Origin of the sequence: Streptomyces sp. NPDC001868 (assembly GCF_040297125.1) — a bacterium.
In the GTDB taxonomy this organism is placed as follows: Bacteria; Actinomycetota; Actinomycetes; order Streptomycetales; family Streptomycetaceae; genus Streptomyces.
This window is the reverse complement of the sequence record NZ_JBEOYO010000001.1, coordinates 218,150-235,992: the sequence shown is the minus strand read 5'-3', so window position 1 is coordinate 235,992 and position 17,843 is coordinate 218,150. Positions and strand designations below refer to the sequence as shown.

Sequence of the window (17,843 nt, the reverse complement as noted above, 5' to 3'; positions counted from 1 at the left end):
GGTCACCGGATCCTCTCGGTATCGCATTCGGCGGGGCCGTCGCGGAGTACTCCGCGCACCTGGTCCAGAGACACCGTTTCCGGGGCGAACTCCGCCAGCCACCACGTGGCACCCGCCTCGGCGTAGGCCGCGTGATCGGCGTCGGGCGGCAGGGGGACGGCGATGTCGTACGGGGTCGTCCTCGGCTCGCGGAGAGCGGTGAGGGTGGTGACGATGTCGGCGAGTTGGTCCGGGTGTTCGAGATTGACCGGGACGAAGCCGTCGTGCCGGGCGGCGCGGCGCAGCGGTTTGACGTGGCCGGGACGTCCCGCGGCCCACACCGGGACGCCGGGGCGCTGCACCGGGCGGGGGAGGAAGGAGATGCCGTCGACGGTGTAGTGCCGACTGTGATGACGCACTGGCCCACCTGACCACGCGGCGACGAGGATCTCCAGTGACTCGTCGAGCATCCGGCCCCGCCGCCGATCGTCGAGCTCTTCGCCGGTCGCACTCAGCTCGCCGGCGAAGCGGTCGCTGCCGAGGCCGACGCCGAGGGTGAGGCGGCCGTCGCCGAGCCGGTCCAGCGTCGCGGTTTCGCGGGCGACCTTGGCCGGCCGACGGCGGGCGAGGGGCGTGACCATGGGCCCGAACCGTAGGGATTCGGTGGCGGTGGCGATCGCGGCCAGTGTGATCCACGGGTCGGCCACCAGCCGGACCGGTTCCCGCCAGCGCAGATGGTCCCATACGAACACGCCGTGCCAGCCGGCCTCCTCCGCCTCGGCGGCCAGCCGCGCGACCACCACCGGGTCGGCGAGCTCGTCGAAGAGCGGCAGCCAGAGCGCCGACCGCAGCCGGGTCATCGTGGGCCGCCTTCAGTGTGCTCACCTTCGACGTGCTCGCGTTCGGCACGTGCGTGTTCGGCACGTTCGCCTTCGGTGTGCTCGGCTTCGGCGCGTTCGCCTTCGGTGTGCTGGAGCAGAGCCGGGACGAACACGTCCCACAACGGCTTCGGCAGGTCGTGCCCGGCGCCTTCCAGGATCAGCAGCGTCGCGCCGGGAATCGCGTCGCGCAGCGCGTGTCCGTGGGGGAGTGGGAAAACCGGGTCGTGGTCGCCGTGCACCACCAGAGTCGGTGCCTCGATGGAGGCGAAATCGCGGGACGCCCCGTCGAAGGCCATCGCGTAGTGATTGACGAGGGTGGACGCGATGTCGCGGGTCCGGGCCACGTCCCGTTCGACCAATGCGCGGGTGGCGGTCTCGTCGAAGTGGGGCGAGCCGCCCGAGTACGCCTTGGCCGATGCGACGACGAAGTCCACCACCGCGCCGGAATCGGCGGGGTCCGGGTCGGCGGGGACACCAGCGGTGACCTCGTCCGACGGTGGCGGGAGTCCGTCCCCGCCCGTGGAGGTGGACACGAACGTCAGTGACTCCACCCGGTCGGGGTGGTCCACCCCGATGATGAGGCCGATCCCGCCGGACATGGAGCGGCAGACGATGTGCGCGCGCTCGACGTCCAGGGCGTCCAGGATGCCGAGCGCGTCCCCGGCCAGGTCGGTGAACGCGTAGCCCGGCCGCCCCGGCGGGTAACTGGTGGACCTGCCGGTGTCCCGGTTGTCGTAGCGGATCACGAACCGGTCGCCGTGCGCGATCCGTTCGCACAGTTCGGCTTCCCACCACAGCATCGAGGCGGCCGCACCATCGATGAGCAGGATCGCCGGGTGCGCGGGGTTTCCGAAGGTCTCGAAGCACAGTTCGACATCGTTGATTCCGACGAGTTTCTCGCCGCGCGAATGGAGATCGGGATCGGTCATGAACCTCACGCTAGGCCCAGCAGTTAATCGCGAAAAGCGATAGTTTCTGATCGATTCAATCGTGTTCCGTGATGCTAGAGGCTAGAGGCTAGATGCTGAATGTCAGTGGCTAGGGGGGCGTATGTCCGACGTAGAACTGCGGCATCTCACCGCGATGGCCGCCGTCGCAGACGAAGGCACGTTCGGCCGGGCGGCCGCGCGGCTCGGATACACCCAGTCGACGGTGAGTCAGCAGATCGCGGCGCTGGAGAAGGCCGTCGGCGGTGCCGTGTTCGACCGGCCGGGCGGGCCGAAACCGGTGCGGATCACCCCGCTCGGCGCGGTGGTGCTGGCACACGGACGTGAACTGCTGGCGAAGGCCCAGGCGATGGCCTCGGCCGTCGACCGGTTCAAGGCCGGCGACGGCCGGGTCGACATCGGCACCTTCCAGAGCGTGTCCAATGTGATCCTGCCGCTGGTCGTACGCGGGCTCCGGGACGAGCACCCCGACTGCGACATCAGGCTGTTCGAGGAGGAGACCGATCGGCCACAGGTCCACGAGCTCGACCTGACGTTCTTCGACGGCCGTGTCGACGGCGACGTCGAGCACCGCAAACTGCTCGACGATCCCTACCTGTTGGTGGCCCGCCGCGGCACCTTCCCCGACGGCCCGGTGCGCCCGACCCGACTCGACGGTGTCCCGATGGTGGCGCACCCGCCGATCTGCGACCAGGCCCGGTTGGAGCAGACGCTCGCGCGCCGTGGCGTCCGGCCGCACTTCGTGTGCCGTACGGCGGGCAACGAGACCGTACTGTCGATGGTGCGCGCCGGAATGGGTTCGGCGATCCTGCCGCGACTCACCCTCCACAGCGCCGACATCGGCTCCGACGCGTCGCTGTCCGTCCACGAGCTCAAGCCAGGACTCCCGCCACGCGAGATCTTCCTGCTGTGGCAGGCACACCGCACCCACTCCCCACTCGCGGCCCGGGCGATCGAGATCGCGGTGGAAGTGGCGGGCACGATCGCCCGGCGCACTTGACCCGGTGAGGCGCGGGCGTGGGCGTGGGCGTGTGCCGCGCCGTGCTCGCCGTCGAGGACGGGGGGTTCCGTCGCGCTGTACGATCGGGATGTCGGCCTCATGGACGTCCCGTGGCGAACTCGCGGGCCCGCTGTCGGCAGCTACGCAAGGACCTTGCATGAGGCTGTCCACATTCCGTGCCCCTGTCGTGCTCGCACTGGTTTCCGCGCTGGCGCTGACCGCCTGCAGCAACAGCGGCGGCGCCTCTACTGAAGCCGCCCGCTCGGCAGACTCCGGTTCTCCTTCTCCTTCTCCTTCTTCTGCCCCCACGTCCGATCTGACGGATGATTCGATCCGCGCGATCCTCGACAGGACCCTGCCCCGAGACTGGAGCGGCACGATGATCGCCGCCCGGGGCGGTGAGGTCACGCACTGCGCCGGTCACGGGATGTCCGATCGGGCCCACCGCATCGCCGCGAGCTGCGACACGGTGTACGACATCATGTCGATGACCAAGTCGTTCACCGCCGTGGCCATCATGAAGCTGCAGATGGCGGGCAAACTGCGGGTCGGCGACACGATCAGCGAGTTCGTCGCACCTGTCACCGCGGACAAGCGCGACATCACGATTCACCAGTTGCTCACCCACACCTCCGGGCTGCCGGAGGGACTGGGAGACGACTACGATCCGGTCTCCCGCCGGGAGATGATCGACGCAGCCGTCAAGTCCGAGCTGGTCGCCCCGCCGGGCACGAAGTTCGCCTACTCCAACGTGGGCTACAGCTTGCTGGCTGCCGTCATCGAGATCGCCTCCGGCACGGACTACGAGCGCTTCCTGGCGGAGCAGATCTTCGCTCCCGCCGGCATGAAGCACACCGGCTACGTCCTGCCGCGCTGGGACACAGAGCGGATCGCGGTGGAGTACGACGAACAAGGCGCCTCCCAAGGGCGCCCGTTGGACCACCGCTGGGCCGCTGACGGCCCGTACTGGAATCTGCGCGGCAACGGCGGACTGCTGTCCACGGCCCACGACATGTACCGCTTCCATCGCGCGTTGTCCGACGACACCCTGCTCGACCGCGACGTGCGAGCCATGATGTTCAAGGCCCACGCGCCCACTGGCCTGCCGGGTTACGACGGCTACGCCATCGGCTACGGGTGGGTCATCATGCCCGACGGGAGCCTCGCGACCCACTCCGGCGGCAACGACTGGTCGTACGGTGTGAACGTGCACTCCGTGCGCGGTGACCTGATGGTGTTCTGGATGAGCAACCAGGCTGTCCAGGACGGGAAATGGGATCTCCAAGAGATCGCCCGCCCCCTCATGCTGAAGCTGATCGAGCAGCTCCGAACCGGCCCCGGCACCGGTAGCCGGTGACCTCGTGGGCAGCGGCGAGAGAGCCCCAGGCGGGGAGCGGGTCGCCTTAACCTGCGACCCGACTCCCGCCGGGGGCCCGGCCGAGTCACTGCCCCTAGCTCGTCCAGCTGTGGGCCACGTCGACCACGACCCGGTCGTCCAACTGGACCACACGGAACGGCAGTCGGGCACGCACGCCGACGGCGACCTGCGTCTGGCCCTCGAAGGTGCCGCCGAACCGGGTGTCCCGGAAGGTGCTGTAACCGCTGATGTTGACGCCGGGCAGGGGCTTGCCCACCTGGCCCGGGTAGGTCGGCGCGCCGGCCTCCAGGTCGTAGCTCCACGCACCGACGCGGATTTCGAGGATCGCTCCGCCGGCGACCGGTATGTGCTCGCCCGAGGGATCCGCCTCGAACCGGTCCACGTAATGGGCGTGGTAGCTGATGCGGTCTCCGCCGCCGGGCACGTCGAACACGATGCGGTCGTAGCACTCGTGCCTGCCGGTCCTGATGTCCTCCAGGTGATCGGCCCCTATGGCGGCACCCCCCTTGGCGCCGCTGCCCCAGCCCGTCGGACAGGCCGCCGCCGCGCGCGAGCCCTCCGCCGTGGCCGCCCCCGCGGTGCTCGCAGCCGTCCCCAGCGTGGCGCCCGCGAGCACGAGCACCGCCACCGCCGCTCCGATACGTCGCATCATGTCCCCCTTGGTCTGGTCGCGCCTGGTCGCGTAACTCTGACGCCGGGTGAGACGGCCCGCAGCACCGGAAGGTTGTACGCCAGTTGGGGCAAATGGGCTGGGCTGTGTGCAGGCCGCCGAGCCGACGCCGGTGTGGTCGCGCGTTACGACCTGTCCGTCAGGCGGGGTCACCGCGCGTTCCGTCAGGCGGGGTCGCTGCGCGATTCGAAGGTCCAGATGTTGCCGGTGTTGCGGCCGCCGCGACGCATCACCGTGCCGAGGGCGGCCGTGAGGTCGTGCTCGACCTCGGCCAGGAGTTCGGCGCCGAAGACGCACAGGGACTCCTCCCAGGGGTGCCAGAACGTGCCCATGCGCAGGTCGCGGGTGAGGAGCTTGTAGTACTCGCCCTCCCAGCAAGCGGCACCCGGCCAGGTCGGTCGGCCGGAGCCTCCGACGCGGGCCGGGTCGAAGCGGTAGCCCTGGTGCCACCAGCTGACCGAGTAGAGCTGCTCACCGGGGCGGACGCAAGCGCGCAGGCCGCGTTCGATGGTCCTCTGGAGGCGTGCGACACGGTGCTCGTCCGGAAGGTCGCGCATGAGCTGGTACACATGGCGCGTGTCGGTGACGTCCCCGACGTGCCAGGTGACGGAGTCGGGCGGCTCCGTGATGGCGGGGTAGTAGGTGTAGCTGGGCTTGAAGGCGAAGCGGTTGCTGAAGTCCAGGCACAGCGCGTCGTGATCCCGGTCGTCCATGAGCATGGAGACGGGGCGGGTCGCGGCCGGCGGCGGACCGGCCGGGGTCCATGCGTAGCCGCGGACGGTCGACACGGCCCTGAAGCCGACCGCGAGGAGGGCGTCGCGGAGCGGACCCTCGGGCGCCTCGGCCATGAGGTGGCGACGGTCCGGTGCTTGTCCAGGCCCACCGGTGACCATGTGGAGCGAACGGCCGTTGCGGGCCCACTGGATCCAGTTGGGCAGGAACTCCGTATGCGGACCGGTCATCCCGCGCACGGCCACGAACTCCGTCGACCCGACAGCCTCCGCCCAGCCGACGCCGACGAGCCGGGTCTCCGCCTCCAGGAGCTGGACGTTCAAGGCCCAGCCCAGCAGGTTCCCGTGATCCTCGCGAACCTCCGCGAGACCACGCGTGTAGGGGCCGCCCGCCTCGACGAGGCGATCCAACTCCCGCTCGCGGTGGTAGCCGTAGGACAGCCGACGCACACGCATGCCCTTGGGCGGGGCCACCGTGCTCGTGCCGTCCGCCACGTCGTCCAGGTCCGCGAGGAGCAGCGTCCGCTCCGGACCGGTCGCCGTGAAGCCGGCGGCGCGCAGCGGCTCGTCCAGGGCAACCGGGTCATGGCCGTAGGCTCGCCACTCGACCGGCTCGCCCCGGGCGGCGAAGGCCGACTGCGAGCGGCGGATCAGCTCAGCCACCTCCGTCGGCGTGGACCCGGCGGGCAGCGGAGTGTGGCGGACCGTCCCGTGGGTGCCGTAATGACTGCGAAGGACAGGCCCGTCCTGTTCGACCACCGCCCCCGTGGGTGCCCGTCCCGGCACATGCCCCCGCACTTGCTCGTCGTACGCCGTCAGTAGCGCGTCCACTCCGTCCAAAACTCCCCAAGTCTTGGCATGCCCCTGCTCGCGACCATGCCGATTATCGGGACGAGGGTCGTCGCGAGCCACTCAATATGCGGAGGGGCGTGTGCTGACCCCTGCGCCGGGCCGAGCGGTATCGGCCGGCGGCTCAGAGCGGTACCGCCGACCGGGCCTTGGCGAAAGCGGCAGTGGCCTGCGGCCACGACGACCTGACCCAAGAACCGCAGGAGTGACCGCCCCGGGCCAAGGTTGATTTCACGCCCATTGTGACGTGCACCTGTCGAATCTGCGGGTGGGCTGGCACTCTGCGTTGCGCGAGTTCGTCCTCGTCCCCACCGCGAATGGAGTACGCGTGAGAGACATACGCCGGGTGTCCCGCCCCTTGCGCAAGTCCCGCTCCGTCCTCGCCGCCCTGCTCGGCGCGACCGCGTTGCTCGGCACCGGCGTGTTCGCCGCGCCCGCCGGGGCGGCCTCGGCCGCCGCCGACCCCGCCTCGTTCTGGACCACGGAGCGGATGCGCCAGGCCGCTCCGCTGGATCTGCTGCCCGTGGACCGTACCCAAGTGAAGGCGCCCTCGCTCGCCAAGGGCAAGGAGAAGACCGTCGCCCCCACCCTCCCGGGCGCCCCGAACGATGTCGGGGTGCTGGCCTTTCCCCAGAGCGGCGGGCCCTGGACCGGAGGCGGAGCCGTGGTCTCCACGGCCGGACGGGTGTTCTTCACCTACCAGGGCCGTACGGCCTCGTGTTCCGGCAACGCCGTCACCAGCGCCAACAAGAGCACCGTCATCACCGCCGGGCACTGCGTGAAACTGGAGGGCGCCTGGCACACCAACTGGGTCTTCGTGCCCGGCTATCACGACGGACAGGCCCCCTACGGCAGGTGGAGCGCCACGAAGACGCTGGCCACGCCGCAGTGGACCGCGAGCGAGGACATCAACTACGACATCGGCGCGGCCGTCGTCGCCCCGCTGGACGGGAAGCGGCTGACGGACGTCGTCGGCGGGCAGGGCCTGGCCTTCAACACCGGCTACAACCAGGCGATGTACGCCTTCGGGTTCCCCGCCGCCTCCCCGTACGACGGGGAGAAGTTCATCTACTGCAGCGGCACCACCAACCGTGACTTCCTGCTCTCCAACGACCACGGCATGAACTGCAACATGACCGGCGGCTCCAGCGGCGGCCCCTGGTTCACCCAGTTCAACGAGTCCACGGGCACCGGCCTGCTGTCCTCGGTGAACAGCTTCAAGTACAACTTCCTGCCGAACCGGATGTACGGGCCGTACTTCGGCACCGACGCGCAGAACCTGTACCAGAGCGCACAGTCGTCCTGACCACCGGTCGGATCGCCCTGACCACCGTTCGGATCGCCCTGGGCCCGTGTAGCCGCGGGCCCAGGGCGATCCGCGTACGACGGCCGCTGTCAGCCGATGTCGAAGAGATTCGGCAGGCGGAGGAGATGGCGGGTGCGGTCGTGGCGTTTGAGCGCCTCGAACTCGGGGGCCCGGTACAGCGGGGTGACGGTGCACCGTTCGGCGGCCGAACCGATCTCGTCCAGCAGGGCGTTGACGGCCTGCCGGGCCGAGGTGTTGGCGCCTTCCATGGTGGCGAGATCGATGGGTACGGCCACGTAGTCGCCGGACAGGAAGAGGTTGGGGATCCTCGTCGCCGACCGCGGACGGTGGTGGAAGGTCCCCGTCGGATGGATCAGCAACTGTTCCTCGTTGACCGGGTTCGGGGTGCCGAGCCCGTCCACGGCCGGATCGAGGAACCAGGAGTGCAGCACGGAGTCCTTCAGGACCGTACGGCCGCTGTCGTTGAGGGACGCCTTCAACTGCGCCCACACCTCGCGGGCGACCTCGGTACGCGTGCACTGCTTGGCCGTCTTGCCGTACAGGATGCCCGGCCGGTCCCACTCGGAGACGTCCACGGACAGGCAGTCCCTGACCGTGCCGTCACCGAAGTCGGCGGGGAAGTCGTGGTTCGGCCAGTGCTGGGCCTGGGCGATCGCGGTCAGTGACCAGGGGGAGTCGATGAGGTCGAGATGGCCGTGCAGGATCGGCGTACGCTCGGTCAGATAGAACTGGATGCCGGTCATCCAGTCCGTCTCCAGCCGGTCGCACGCGGCCAGTTGGGGATCGGCGGCACGCACGGCGGAGTTCCAGGTACGGCGGGCGTGCTCGACCGGCATGGCCGAGATGTAGTGGTCGGCGGTCACGGTCCGACGGGTGCCCCCGGGGTCCGTGATGACGGCTCCGGCGATCCGGCCCGAGTCCAGCGTCAGGTCGCGTACGGTCCAGCCGATGCGGAACTCGACCCCGAGCGACTTCAGATGGGTCACCCAGGGGTCGATCCAGGCCTCGTTGGTGGGCGCGTTGAGGATCCGGTCCAGCGGTCCGTCCGCGCCCCGGCCGAGAAGGTTGAAGGCGAAGGCCTCCAGCAGCGTGCCGACCGTACGGGTACTGGCCTCCTCCGCCTTGGTGGCCACGATGTTGCGGGTGATGCCGACCGCGAGGATCCGCTGGTAGTCGTACGACATCCGCCCGGCCCGTACGAACTCCCACCACGGCATCCGCTCCCAGGCGTCGTCGCGGCGCTCGTCGCAGCTGGTGAGGAAGACCAGGAAGCGGTTGGCGAAGTAGAGGGCCTCGTGGAGGGGGAGGTTGAAGGCGGTGTCCAGGAGTGAGGTGAGGGCGCGCCGGATCTCGTCGGGGGTGAGTTCGGCCGGGGTGGTGTCCGGCCAGGGGAGCGGGATCCGGATGTCCTCGCGGCCGCCCGAGCGGGCGAACAGCATCTCCTTGGGGGCGACGAGGTTGTCGTGGACTCCGCCCGGGTTGCCGGGGAAGGGGATGCGCCGCATGGTGTCGGGCAGGTTGTGATAGATCCCCGGGATGAAGCGGAAGCCGTGCTCTCCGGGCAGCGGGGCGCGGCCGCCCGTGCCGCTGTCGGGCACGTCCATACTGCGGGCCTTGCCGCCCAGCGCCTTGCGTTCGTAGACCGTGACCCGGAAGCCGCGTTCGGCGAGTTCGTGCGCCGCCGTGAGCCCGGCGACACCCCCGCCCAGGACGGCCACGGTGTGTGGGTCGGCACCGCTCCGGGCCGCGGCTCGATGGGGCGTTCCGAGAGCGACGCCACCGCCGGCTGCCGCGGCCGTACCCAGGAACCCTCTGCGCGTGGTGCCGCTCATCGCCACCTCTTACCTTCGGTAACCATTGGCGCACGAGGATAGGAGCGGCACACCGATCCCGGAAGGCGACCGACGGAGCCCGGACCACTTTGGCTTGATGCCGCATCACCTCGACGTCCCCGGACGCCCTTCGACGCGCCCCGACGATGTGCGGCGAGGCACCTGGACCGACCGGGGCATGGTGACCTGCGGTCAGGGGTGCTCGCGTCGGAAGGGGCCCCGTCGCGCCTCCGGAGCGCGAGGTCGTGTCCGCGTGGCTGACCGCGTCGGAGCGGGAGTTGCTGGAGGCACTGCGGGAGGCCGGCCCGGATCGCGGTTGCTGGAGGTGGTGGGGTGCGTCGCAGTCGCCGCGGACTGTGGTGCCGTGGCCCGGCACCGGCTCCAGCACCAGGAGGTCTTCCCGGGCGCACGGACCCGGGACGGGTGAGGTCACGGCGTCGGCACGTGCGCCGCCACCTTCGCCCTCCCGTCCGGCCGCACATCGGCGGCCGGAACGCCGCTCGACCTCGGTGCGCGGATCGACACTGACCGAGTGGGGCGCTCGGCCTCGGGCTCGAATTCTTTTCCGTTCGATGGGCCGGCCTCTCGGCTCGACGCCGAGCTCACCGGCCGCGTCCACGATGCCCCGAGCGACCTCCAGCGTGTACGGACCGCGTACCTGATCAGAAACTTCGCCGCAACGTAACGGGACCCGACACGGGGAGGCAAGACCGGAGCGCTCTGTACCTCTGGCAGCGCGAACTCCTCATCACGGAGCCGGCCGCCACCCGAGGCCCTCCTCGCCCTCGCCTGCCGCGTGATCACCATCTCTGCCCTCATCTGCCCTCAGAGGTGCCCCTTCGGCTCTGGTCCGGCCGGCCGGACCCGGGCTATACGGGTAACTCGAAGGGCTCGGGGAGGAGCGGGATGGTTCCACGGCGGGAAGACCTTGGCCACGGTGACCCCGGGAGGAGGCGGGATCGGTCCGGCTCGGCGGGGAAGCCGACGGCCCCGGCGATGACCGGTGACGCCGCTCTGCTGGCGCTGCACCGCGCAGCGGGCAACGCGGCGGTGACCACGATGATCCAACGGCTGCGCTCCGCGACCTCGACGCCGGGCCCCGCGAACGATCAGGACGCACATGTCCACGGCACCGGATGCGAGCACGACCTTCCGGCCGTCGCACCCGTGCAGCGGAGACTGGCCGTTCACGATGTGCTGAGTTCGGCCGGCCGGCCGATGGAGCCCGCCCTGCAGCGCGAGATGGAGCAGCGCTTCGACGGAACGCGGTTCGACCACGTGCGCATGCACACGGGCGAGGAGGCGGACCGGTCCACGGCCGAGCTGGGGGCCGAGGCGCTCACCTCCGGGCATCACATCGTGCTGAGCCGGAAGGCCGCCGAGAACAAGCACGTCATCGCCCACGAGTTGTGGCACACGGAGCAGCAGAGCCAGGGCCGGGTGGAGGGATCCCACGTCGGTGGAGGCATCAGCCTCTCCGACCCGTCGGACCGGCACGAGCGGGAAGCCGAGTCCGTGGCGAACGACGTCATGTCGGATCGGCCCGTGTCCGGTCGGACCCCCGTACCGGCCGGCGGCGGGCAGCAAGCCCCGCGAGCCACCATGGCGATCCAGCGAGCTGTCACGATGCATGTGACCGGACGAGGGAGTGGCGTCGACTTCAGCGCTGCCGCGGCCGCCGCCCTCAATGAACCGGACCCGAGGCTGAACCAGGTGTTCGCCTTCCTGCTCGAGGAGGCCGGCAAAGAGAAGAGTGGCGCGAACGGCCTGTCCGACGAGGAGAAGGAGGCGCTGAAGAAGAACCAGAAGGCCGTCGAAGCGCAACTGGAGAAGTGGACGGTCGCAACACCTGGCACGCGGGTCGAGAAGTCGCATCCGCTGTACGGATCAAAGCAGCAGAAACGGTCCTACAACTCCTACAGCGACTTCGCGCGGGCGCTGCTCGGCTGGGTCGGGTCCAAGGAGAACCGGCACCGCGAGAAGGAGTTGGCGCAGAAGGTCAAGGGGGACTCGGACGTCGAGATCCACCTGGAAACCCTGTTCGTCCGGATCCGCGGCTGGATCGAGGGTCAGGAAAGCGGTGCACCCGATACGGACAAGGCGAAGTGGAAGGGTGTCCGACGGGAGCTGGAAACAGGAATCTCGGACGCCCCCGACCCGCACGGAGGCCACGAGATCGGCCACTACCAGAAGTTCTTCGACAGTGTCATCCAGAAGAACGAAGACCTGTCTGACGATGTCCGGAAACAGCTGCGCACGGGCATCCGGGGCGGCATGTGGAAAGTTCTGGTGGATCCGGAACAGTTCAGCTTCCGCGACAAGATCATCGTGCTGCACGACCTCATGGAATACTTCGGCACCCACCGTCACTGGAACGCCCCCTTCCATGGCAATGACACCATTGTCGATCAGCCGGGCCAGGGCCTGAGCACCACGGCGATCGACAAGGAGGGAAAGCGGATCGCCGCGGACGGGGACCGGGGTCAGGAAGTCACCCGGATGCCGGGTGGCGTCCTCAGGTCCCAGCCCTCCACCCGGCGCGAGTCCGCGGACAACACCCGCCTCGCCCGCCGCCACAACATTCCCGTATGGGCGGGCTCGTCCTTCACCGCCATGCGGATGCTCAATGTGGCGCAGACAGTGGGCGGCACGCTGGACGAAATCAGCGCCGTCGCTTGGGGAACCTTCGCCTTCTGGCGCCTCGATTACGATCACACGAGCGAACTCGCCTACCATCCGCTCCACGAAGTGATGGACATCGCCCAGAACTTCGGCATCCCGTACAACATGCTGAACCGGGAGGAAGACCTTCAGCGGCATCAGCCGGGAACCGTCAAGAGGAAGCTGCTTTCCAGCCTCACCGACGTCACCGAGAAGCTCGACACGGCCGTCCAGGAGATGGACGCCTGCATGGACGAGGTACGGAAACGCCTCCAAGAAGATCCGAAGCTCCGCTACGCGGACTCCGACCAGGTGCTTGCCTCGCTGGATGAACTCGCCGAGCGGATCGACAAAGCACGATCGGACGTGAAGACCTTCCGCGCGCAGATCGCCGGAATGGAAGATCCGCCGGGCCCGGACGGACGCAAGGCCCTGAGGCGGCAACTTGACGAAGTGCCGAAGATATCCGCGTCGCTCACAGGAATCCACGAAGCGATCGAAACCCGCCGCCACGACACGGAGATACTCCTCAAGCAGCTGGAAGTGCCTGAGGGGGAGAGCGCGTCGACGGAGAACGATGGAACGGTGCCTCTGGTGGCAGGGGTCGAGGAGGTCGTCGTGAAGAGGAAGAAGCAGAAGAAGGTGAGGCGCGCGATCATCGAGTAGGGCCAGGGAAGTACCTGTACGTTTCCGGCTCTTCACCATGCGAAGTCTTCGGTGAGGCTGATGCGCCGATTGATTTCTTACAGGAGCGACAGCTCACGACACGCTAATTTGGGGCGCCCCGAACCAGAGGAGAGCCCCGTGGGCGAGGTGGTCATGTACAGCTCGGTGTCGGTGGACGGCTTCGTCGCGGACGAGAACGACCAGCCCGGACCGCTGTTCGACTGGTTGTCCAGCGGTGACGTCCCGTTGGACGAGAGCGGCATGGTGAAGGTGTCGCAGACGTCCTACGACTACATCCGGCCGTACTGGGACCAGATCGGGGTGACGATCGTCGGCCGCCACGTCTTCGACCTGACGGACGGCTGGGACGGGAAGCCACCGGGCGGGATCGACCACGTGGTCGTCGTGACGCACCGGCCGGAGCCCGAGGGCTGGGACGCCGAGGCGCCGTTTCACTTCGTCGACGGCGTCGAGGCAGCCGTGGCCAAGGCGCGGGAGCTCGCGGGTGACCGCGTGGTCGAGGTCGCCGCCGGCGACGTCGGCGGCCAGGTGCTTGCCGCGGGCCTGGTCGACGAGGTGCGCATGGACGTCGTACCCGTCGTGTTCGGGTCCGGCAAGCGCTACTTCGGGTCGGTCCACGCGCAGCACCTGTTGGAGGATCCTGACGTGGTGATTCAGGGCAACCGGGTGCTTCACCTGCGCTATCGGGTGCGCCGTGAGAGCCACCTTTCCGAGTAGCCCCGGCCGCAGACGGGATGGCCGAGCCGCGGGCATCCCACCTCCGGCCGCCGCGCGATCCCTGTCCCGCCGCCCCACGAGGAAGCCCACCCATCATGCTCCAGGCAGCCCCGCCGTTCACCGGCCTCGGCCGACGCCGTTCGTCGCGAGGCGCGATGTCCGTGACGCCTTCTGTGACGCCGTCCGTGCCGTCGTCCGTGACGCCTCCGCGCAACTGCCGTGTAGGGTGCGCGTCCGTGTCGGGGAGGGTGTGAGGTGCGTAGGCCGGTCGATGGCGAGGTGCACGTCCACTACAGCCAGATCTACGTGGAGAGCGACCCGGACAGTGTCGGCCCAGGTCTCGCGGAGACGTTCGCCGGGCAGACCAGCGGACTGTGCGGGGCGGCGGTTCCGGGTGCGCTGCACCTGACGACCGGGCTGCACACCGGCAACGTCGGCTTCACCGTCGAAGTCCACGACCAGGCGCCGCCGTTGGACCCGGCTTGGGAGGACGTCGTGGAGGTGTCCTTCCGCCCGCTGTCCGCCGAGAGCGCGCTCGTGGAGTGGGGAGGGGAGGACGTCTGGGAGCTGCACCTGGAAGAGATCGACTACCGGGTGCGCTACTGCGCCAACGGCATGGACGCGGCCCGCGAGCAGGACACCCGGATGGACGACGAACCCCAACTCGACAGATACCTGCTGCAGTTCTGGCCCGCCCCGCCTCGCCCCGACCAGGTGATCAAGCAGACCTCGAAGGACGCCGCCCACCGGCATGAGTACGCCCGCCGGCAGCCGCCCCCTCCCACACCCGCCGAACGCGCCGAAGCCGAACGCCGGGCCCGCCTTGCCCAGGAACAAGCGGAACGAGAAAGCGACCTCGCCCACGAACGATGGGAATGGGGCGGACACCTGCCGAGCCAGGCCCTGCGCGAGGCCGTCGGCAACGCCCGTGGCCTCCTCGCCTTCGACCCCGCGCTCCCGCACGCCATCGACGCCGCCGGCCCCACCGCCCAGCGCTCGGTGGCCGTGCTCGCGGCGCGCCGGGCCTGCGAGCGGGCCGGCCTCACCCACCTGGACTGGATCGCCGACGCACTCACGGCCCTGACCGAAGGCCGCCCCCTGCCGCCGCCCTTCGACGACCCGGACCGCCTGTGGCGGGTACTGGATTCGGACCCGGGTGTCCCGGACAGGACCGTCGGCCGGGCCGTCCCGCCTCAGCGGCCGCCCTTCCAACCGCCTGTGCCGGCGGGGGAGGGGGAACCCGTGCCGGATCCCTCACAGGAGTCACCGGCGGTGGTGGGCCCTGCGGCTGCCGCGCTGGAACCGTCGAGCCCGCCCGCACCACTGCCCGACGGCGCCCCGATCCCATACGCCATGGGATCGCACACCATGGCGGTCGTCTTCGGCGCCCCGGACCCGTCCCTGCGGATGTCGCAGCCGCACATGGCACTCCCCGCGCTGACCGATGCCGCCCAGGCCGACCCGCTCCAGGCGGCCCTGGACGCGGTGTACGCGGGCGTGGTCACCTTCGGCGAGGACTACCCGGCACTGCTGGCAGAGGTCTGGTCCGTGTGCCGGAGCCATCCGTAGACCATCACTGACCCGCGCGCCCCCTCCGCTCCGATGCCCTGATCCACAGGGGAAACGGGCACCGAACGGGCACGCTCAGCGGACAAGCAGGCAACAGGCCTGCCCACCCCGGCGGCCTCCACCGCCTTGTGCAGGGCTTCCGGAGTTCGGAAAACGGTCACATTCGGTCACGAAGTGCCGCGCGACGAACCTGGTCAGCGGGTCTGCCTGCTTGTAGAAATTAGCCACCGGACGCCCAAACGGGCAGGGCTCCGGAAATCTTCTGGCGCGGGCACCATCGCGCGGAGCCGTGGAACGGAGGTGTCGCCGTGGACACCGAGGAGCGAAGGCGCTGGATTCTGGAGACGGCACGCCGTACCGGATCCGTGGAGGTCGGAAAGCTCGCCGCCGACCTCGGGGTCTCCAAGGAGACCGTGAGGCGCGACCTGAACGTGCTGGAGGAGCACGGGCTGGTCCGGCGTACCCATGGCGGTGCCCATCCCGTGGAGAGCGCGGGCTTCGAGACCACGCTCGCCTTCCGCACCACCATGCATGTCCCCGAGAAGTCCCGGATCGCGACCGCGGCAGCCGGACTGCTCGGGGACGCCGAGACCATCTACATCGACGAGGGCTACACCCCGCAGCTCATCGCCGCCGCCCTCCCTCGCGACCGCCCCCTGACCGTGGTCACCTCCTCGCTGGCCACGGCGGGCGACCTGGCTTCCGCCGAGAACATCACCGTGCTGCTCCTCGGCGGCCGGGTGCGCGGCGGGACGCTCGCCACGGTCGACCACTGGGCGACCCATATGCTGTCCGGCTTCGTCATCGACCTGGCGTACGTCGGCGCGAACGGTATCTCCCGCGAGTACGGACTCACCACCCCCGATCCCGCGGTCAGCGAGGTCAAGGCCCAGGTCATGCGGGCCGCCCGGCGCCGGATCTTCTCCGGTGTCCATACGAAGTTCGGCGCCGTGAGCTTCTGCCGCTTCGCGGACGTCACGGACTTCGAGGCCATCGTCACCGACGCGGGGCTGCCCGCAACGGAGGCCCACCGCTACTCACTGCTGGGTCCCCAGGTCATCCAGGCCTGAGCCACAGTTCCTCTCCCTCTCCCTTTCGCCCTTCCCCTCAACCTGCCCCGCAAGGCCGGGGGCCTGGTTCCTCACGCCCTCGAACACCCCTGGAGTCAGTCATGCGCACAAGAAGAATCACTCATGTCCTCATCACGGCCACGGCCGCGGGTTCGCTGCTCGTCGCCTGCAGCGGGGCGGGCGGCTCCACCGGCTCCGGCGGCGACGGGGAGAGCATCAACGTGCTGATGGTCGGCAATCCGCAGATGGAGGACATCGCGGAGCTGACGAAGGGCACGTTCACCAAGGACACCGGCATCAAGGTCAACTTCACGATCCTTCCCGAGAACGAACTGCGCGACAAGGTCACCCAGGACATCGCCACCCAGGCCGGCCAGTACGACGTCGCCACCGTCGGCGCCTACGAGGTGCCCGTCTGGCACGAGAACGGCTGGCTGCACGAGCTGGACTCCTACGCCGACAAGGACAAGAGCTTCGACAAGGGCGACCTGCTGAAGCCGATGGTGCAGTCGCTCTCCGGCGGGGACGGCAAGATGTACGCGCTGCCGTTCTACGGCGAGTCCTCCTTCCTGATGTACAACAAGGAGGTCCTGGCGGAAAAGGGCGTCACGATGCCCGAGCGGCCGACCTGGCAGCAGGTCGCCGACGCCGCCGCCGAGGTCGACGGCGCCCGCCCGGGGATGAAGGGCATCTGTCTGCGCGGTCTGCCGGGCTGGGGCGAGCTCGGCGCGCCGCTGACGACGATGGTCAACACCTTCGGCGGCACCTGGTTCACCGAGGACTGGAAGGCGCAGGTCAACAGCGCCAAGTTCAAGGAAGCGACGGACTTCTACGTCGACCTGGTGCGCGAGCACGGTGAGGCGGGCGCCCCGCAGGCCGGGTTCACCGAGTGCCTGAACGCCATGAGCCAGGGCAAGGTCGCGATGTGGTACGACGCGACCAGCGCGGCCGGATCGCTGGAGGACCCCAAGTCCAGCAAGATCGCCGGCAAGGTCGGCTACGCCTACGCGCCGGTGGTGGAGACCAAGAGCAGCGGCTGGCTGTGGACCTGGGCGTGGGCGATGCCGAAGACCACGAAGAAGGCCGACGCCGCCTCGAAGTTCATGCTGTGGGCCTCCAGCAAGAAGTACGAGCGGCTCGTCGGCGAGAAGCTCGGCTGGGCACGGGTCCCGGCCGGCAAGCGGGCCAGCACCTACGAGATCCCCGAGTACCAGAAGGACGCCGCGGCCTTCGGTGACATCACCCTGAAGTCCATCCAGGAGGCCGACCCCACCGACCCGGGTGTCCAGCCCCGGCCCACGGTGGGCATCCAGTTCGTCGCCGTCCCGGAGTTCCAGGACCTCGGGACCAAGGTGACCCAGGAGATCTCCGCGGCCATCGCCGGCCAGACCAGCGTGGACAAGGCGCTGAACGACGGTCAGAAGCTCGCCGAGGAAGTCGCCGCGAAGCACCAGTGATCCGGACGTGCCCGGCCGGCCGCCTGGAGCCTCGGGATCGCCGCGGTTCCCGTCGCCGACTACGTCACCGCGTACCACGACGAGATGG

Annotated in this window: 14 protein-coding genes; 9 read left to right on the top strand and 5 right to left on the bottom strand. The window is 69.3% G+C overall.

Annotated elements, in window-relative coordinates; all coding sequences use genetic code 11:
* Nucleotides 1-2 precede the first annotated feature (2 nt).
* Together ABT147_RS01130 and ABT147_RS01125 are read right to left on the bottom strand one after the other, a co-directional pair.
* Nucleotides 3-839, bottom strand: a complete 837-nt coding sequence (locus tag ABT147_RS01130) for an LLM class flavin-dependent oxidoreductase (RefSeq protein ID WP_351401360.1) — start codon at nt 837-839, stop codon at nt 3-5.
* Entirely contained in the window at nt 836-1,789 is a 954-nt protein-coding gene (locus ABT147_RS01125) for an alpha/beta fold hydrolase (RefSeq protein ID WP_351401357.1), read from the bottom strand. The genes ABT147_RS01130 and ABT147_RS01125 overlap by 4 nt, the downstream gene beginning before the upstream one ends.
* A 121-nt stretch (nt 1,790-1,910) precedes the next feature.
* Between ABT147_RS01125 and ABT147_RS01120 the strand changes: the two genes are divergently transcribed.
* Nucleotides 1,911-2,807 (top strand): LysR family transcriptional regulator, encoded by an 897-nt coding sequence (locus tag ABT147_RS01120; RefSeq protein ID WP_351401356.1) that lies wholly within the window; start codon nt 1,911-1,913, stop codon nt 2,805-2,807.
* 157 nt (nt 2,808-2,964) lie between these two features.
* Nucleotides 2,965-4,164 (top strand): serine hydrolase domain-containing protein, encoded by a 1,200-nt coding sequence (locus tag ABT147_RS01115; RefSeq protein ID WP_351401354.1) that lies wholly within the window; start codon nt 2,965-2,967, stop codon nt 4,162-4,164.
* A 94-nt stretch (nt 4,165-4,258) separates the two neighbouring features.
* Here ABT147_RS01115 and ABT147_RS01110 read toward each other — a convergent pair whose 3' ends face one another.
* Both ABT147_RS01110 and ABT147_RS01105 read right to left on the bottom strand, forming a co-directional pair.
* On the bottom strand, nt 4,259-4,834 hold the full coding sequence (locus tag ABT147_RS01110; RefSeq protein WP_351401935.1) for an AMIN-like domain-containing (lipo)protein: 576 nt from the start codon (nt 4,832-4,834) through the stop codon (nt 4,259-4,261).
* A gap of 185 nt (nt 4,835-5,019) precedes the next feature.
* Nucleotides 5,020-6,417: a DUF2716 domain-containing protein gene (locus ABT147_RS01105; RefSeq protein WP_351401352.1), complete on the bottom strand. Its 1,398-nt coding sequence runs from the start codon at nt 6,415-6,417 to the stop codon at nt 5,020-5,022.
* A 346-nt stretch (nt 6,418-6,763) separates the two neighbouring features.
* On the opposite strand from ABT147_RS01105, the gene ABT147_RS01100 reads away from it, so the two are divergent.
* Nucleotides 6,764-7,741: a trypsin-like serine peptidase gene (locus tag ABT147_RS01100; protein WP_351401350.1), complete on the top strand. Its 978-nt coding sequence runs from the start codon at nt 6,764-6,766 to the stop codon at nt 7,739-7,741.
* A gap of 89 nt (nt 7,742-7,830) precedes the next feature.
* On the opposite strand, the gene ABT147_RS01095 is transcribed toward ABT147_RS01100, so the two are convergent.
* A complete protein-coding gene (locus ABT147_RS01095) occupies nt 7,831-9,594 on the bottom strand; it encodes a hydroxysqualene dehydroxylase (protein WP_351401348.1) in 1,764 nt (587 codons plus the stop codon).
* A 245-nt stretch (nt 9,595-9,839) separates the two neighbouring features.
* On the opposite strand from ABT147_RS01095, the gene ABT147_RS47260 reads away from it, so the two are divergent.
* The 6 genes from ABT147_RS47260 (at nt 9,840) to ABT147_RS01065 (ending at nt 17,755) form a co-directional block, all read left to right on the top strand.
* Nucleotides 9,840-10,256 carry a hypothetical protein gene (locus tag ABT147_RS47260; RefSeq protein WP_502983010.1) on the top strand — a complete coding sequence of 139 codons (417 nt, stop codon included), beginning with the start codon at nt 9,840-9,842 and terminating at the stop codon, nt 10,254-10,256.
* A 334-nt stretch (nt 10,257-10,590) separates the two neighbouring features.
* Entirely contained in the window at nt 10,591-12,921 is a 2,331-nt protein-coding gene (locus ABT147_RS01085) for an eCIS core domain-containing protein (RefSeq protein WP_351401346.1), read from the top strand.
* A 138-nt stretch (nt 12,922-13,059) separates the two neighbouring features.
* Nucleotides 13,060-13,659, top strand: a complete 600-nt coding sequence (locus tag ABT147_RS01080) for a dihydrofolate reductase family protein (RefSeq protein ID WP_351401344.1) — start codon at nt 13,060-13,062, stop codon at nt 13,657-13,659.
* Nucleotides 13,660-13,914: 255 nt separating this feature from the next.
* Complete coding sequence (locus ABT147_RS01075) at nt 13,915-15,228, top strand: hypothetical protein (RefSeq protein WP_351401342.1); 1,314 nt, start codon at nt 13,915-13,917, stop codon at nt 15,226-15,228.
* A gap of 308 nt (nt 15,229-15,536) precedes the next feature.
* Nucleotides 15,537-16,298 carry a DeoR/GlpR family DNA-binding transcription regulator gene (locus ABT147_RS01070; RefSeq protein WP_351401339.1) on the top strand — a complete coding sequence of 254 codons (762 nt, stop codon included), beginning with the start codon at nt 15,537-15,539 and terminating at the stop codon, nt 16,296-16,298.
* Between the two features lie 101 nt (nt 16,299-16,399).
* Complete coding sequence (locus tag ABT147_RS01065) at nt 16,400-17,755, top strand: ABC transporter substrate-binding protein (protein ID WP_351401337.1); 1,356 nt, start codon at nt 16,400-16,402, stop codon at nt 17,753-17,755.
* Nucleotides 17,756-17,843: the final 88 nt, after the last annotated feature.

What these genes read in the sequence shown, in the direction of transcription:
- ABT147_RS01130 (WP_351401360.1), bottom strand. Translation starts at nt 839, where the DNA reads ATGACCCGGCTGCGGTCGGCGCTCTGGCTGCCGCTCTTCGACGAGCTC.
- ABT147_RS01125 (WP_351401357.1), bottom strand. Translation starts at nt 1,789, where the DNA reads ATGACCGATCCCGATCTCCATTCGCGCGGCGAGAAACTCGTCGGAATC.
- ABT147_RS01120 (WP_351401356.1), top strand. Translation starts at nt 1,911, where the DNA reads ATGTCCGACGTAGAACTGCGGCATCTCACCGCGATGGCCGCCGTCGCA.
- ABT147_RS01115 (WP_351401354.1), top strand. Translation starts at nt 2,965, where the DNA reads ATGAGGCTGTCCACATTCCGTGCCCCTGTCGTGCTCGCACTGGTTTCC.
- ABT147_RS01110 (WP_351401935.1), bottom strand. Translation starts at nt 4,834, where the DNA reads ATGCGACGTATCGGAGCGGCGGTGGCGGTGCTCGTGCTCGCGGGCGCC.
- ABT147_RS01095 (WP_351401348.1), bottom strand. Translation starts at nt 9,594, where the DNA reads ATGAGCGGCACCACGCGCAGAGGGTTCCTGGGTACGGCCGCGGCAGCC.
- ABT147_RS01085 (WP_351401346.1), top strand. Translation starts at nt 10,591, where the DNA reads ATGACCGGTGACGCCGCTCTGCTGGCGCTGCACCGCGCAGCGGGCAAC.
- ABT147_RS01065 (WP_351401337.1), top strand. Translation starts at nt 16,400, where the DNA reads ATGCGCACAAGAAGAATCACTCATGTCCTCATCACGGCCACGGCCGCG.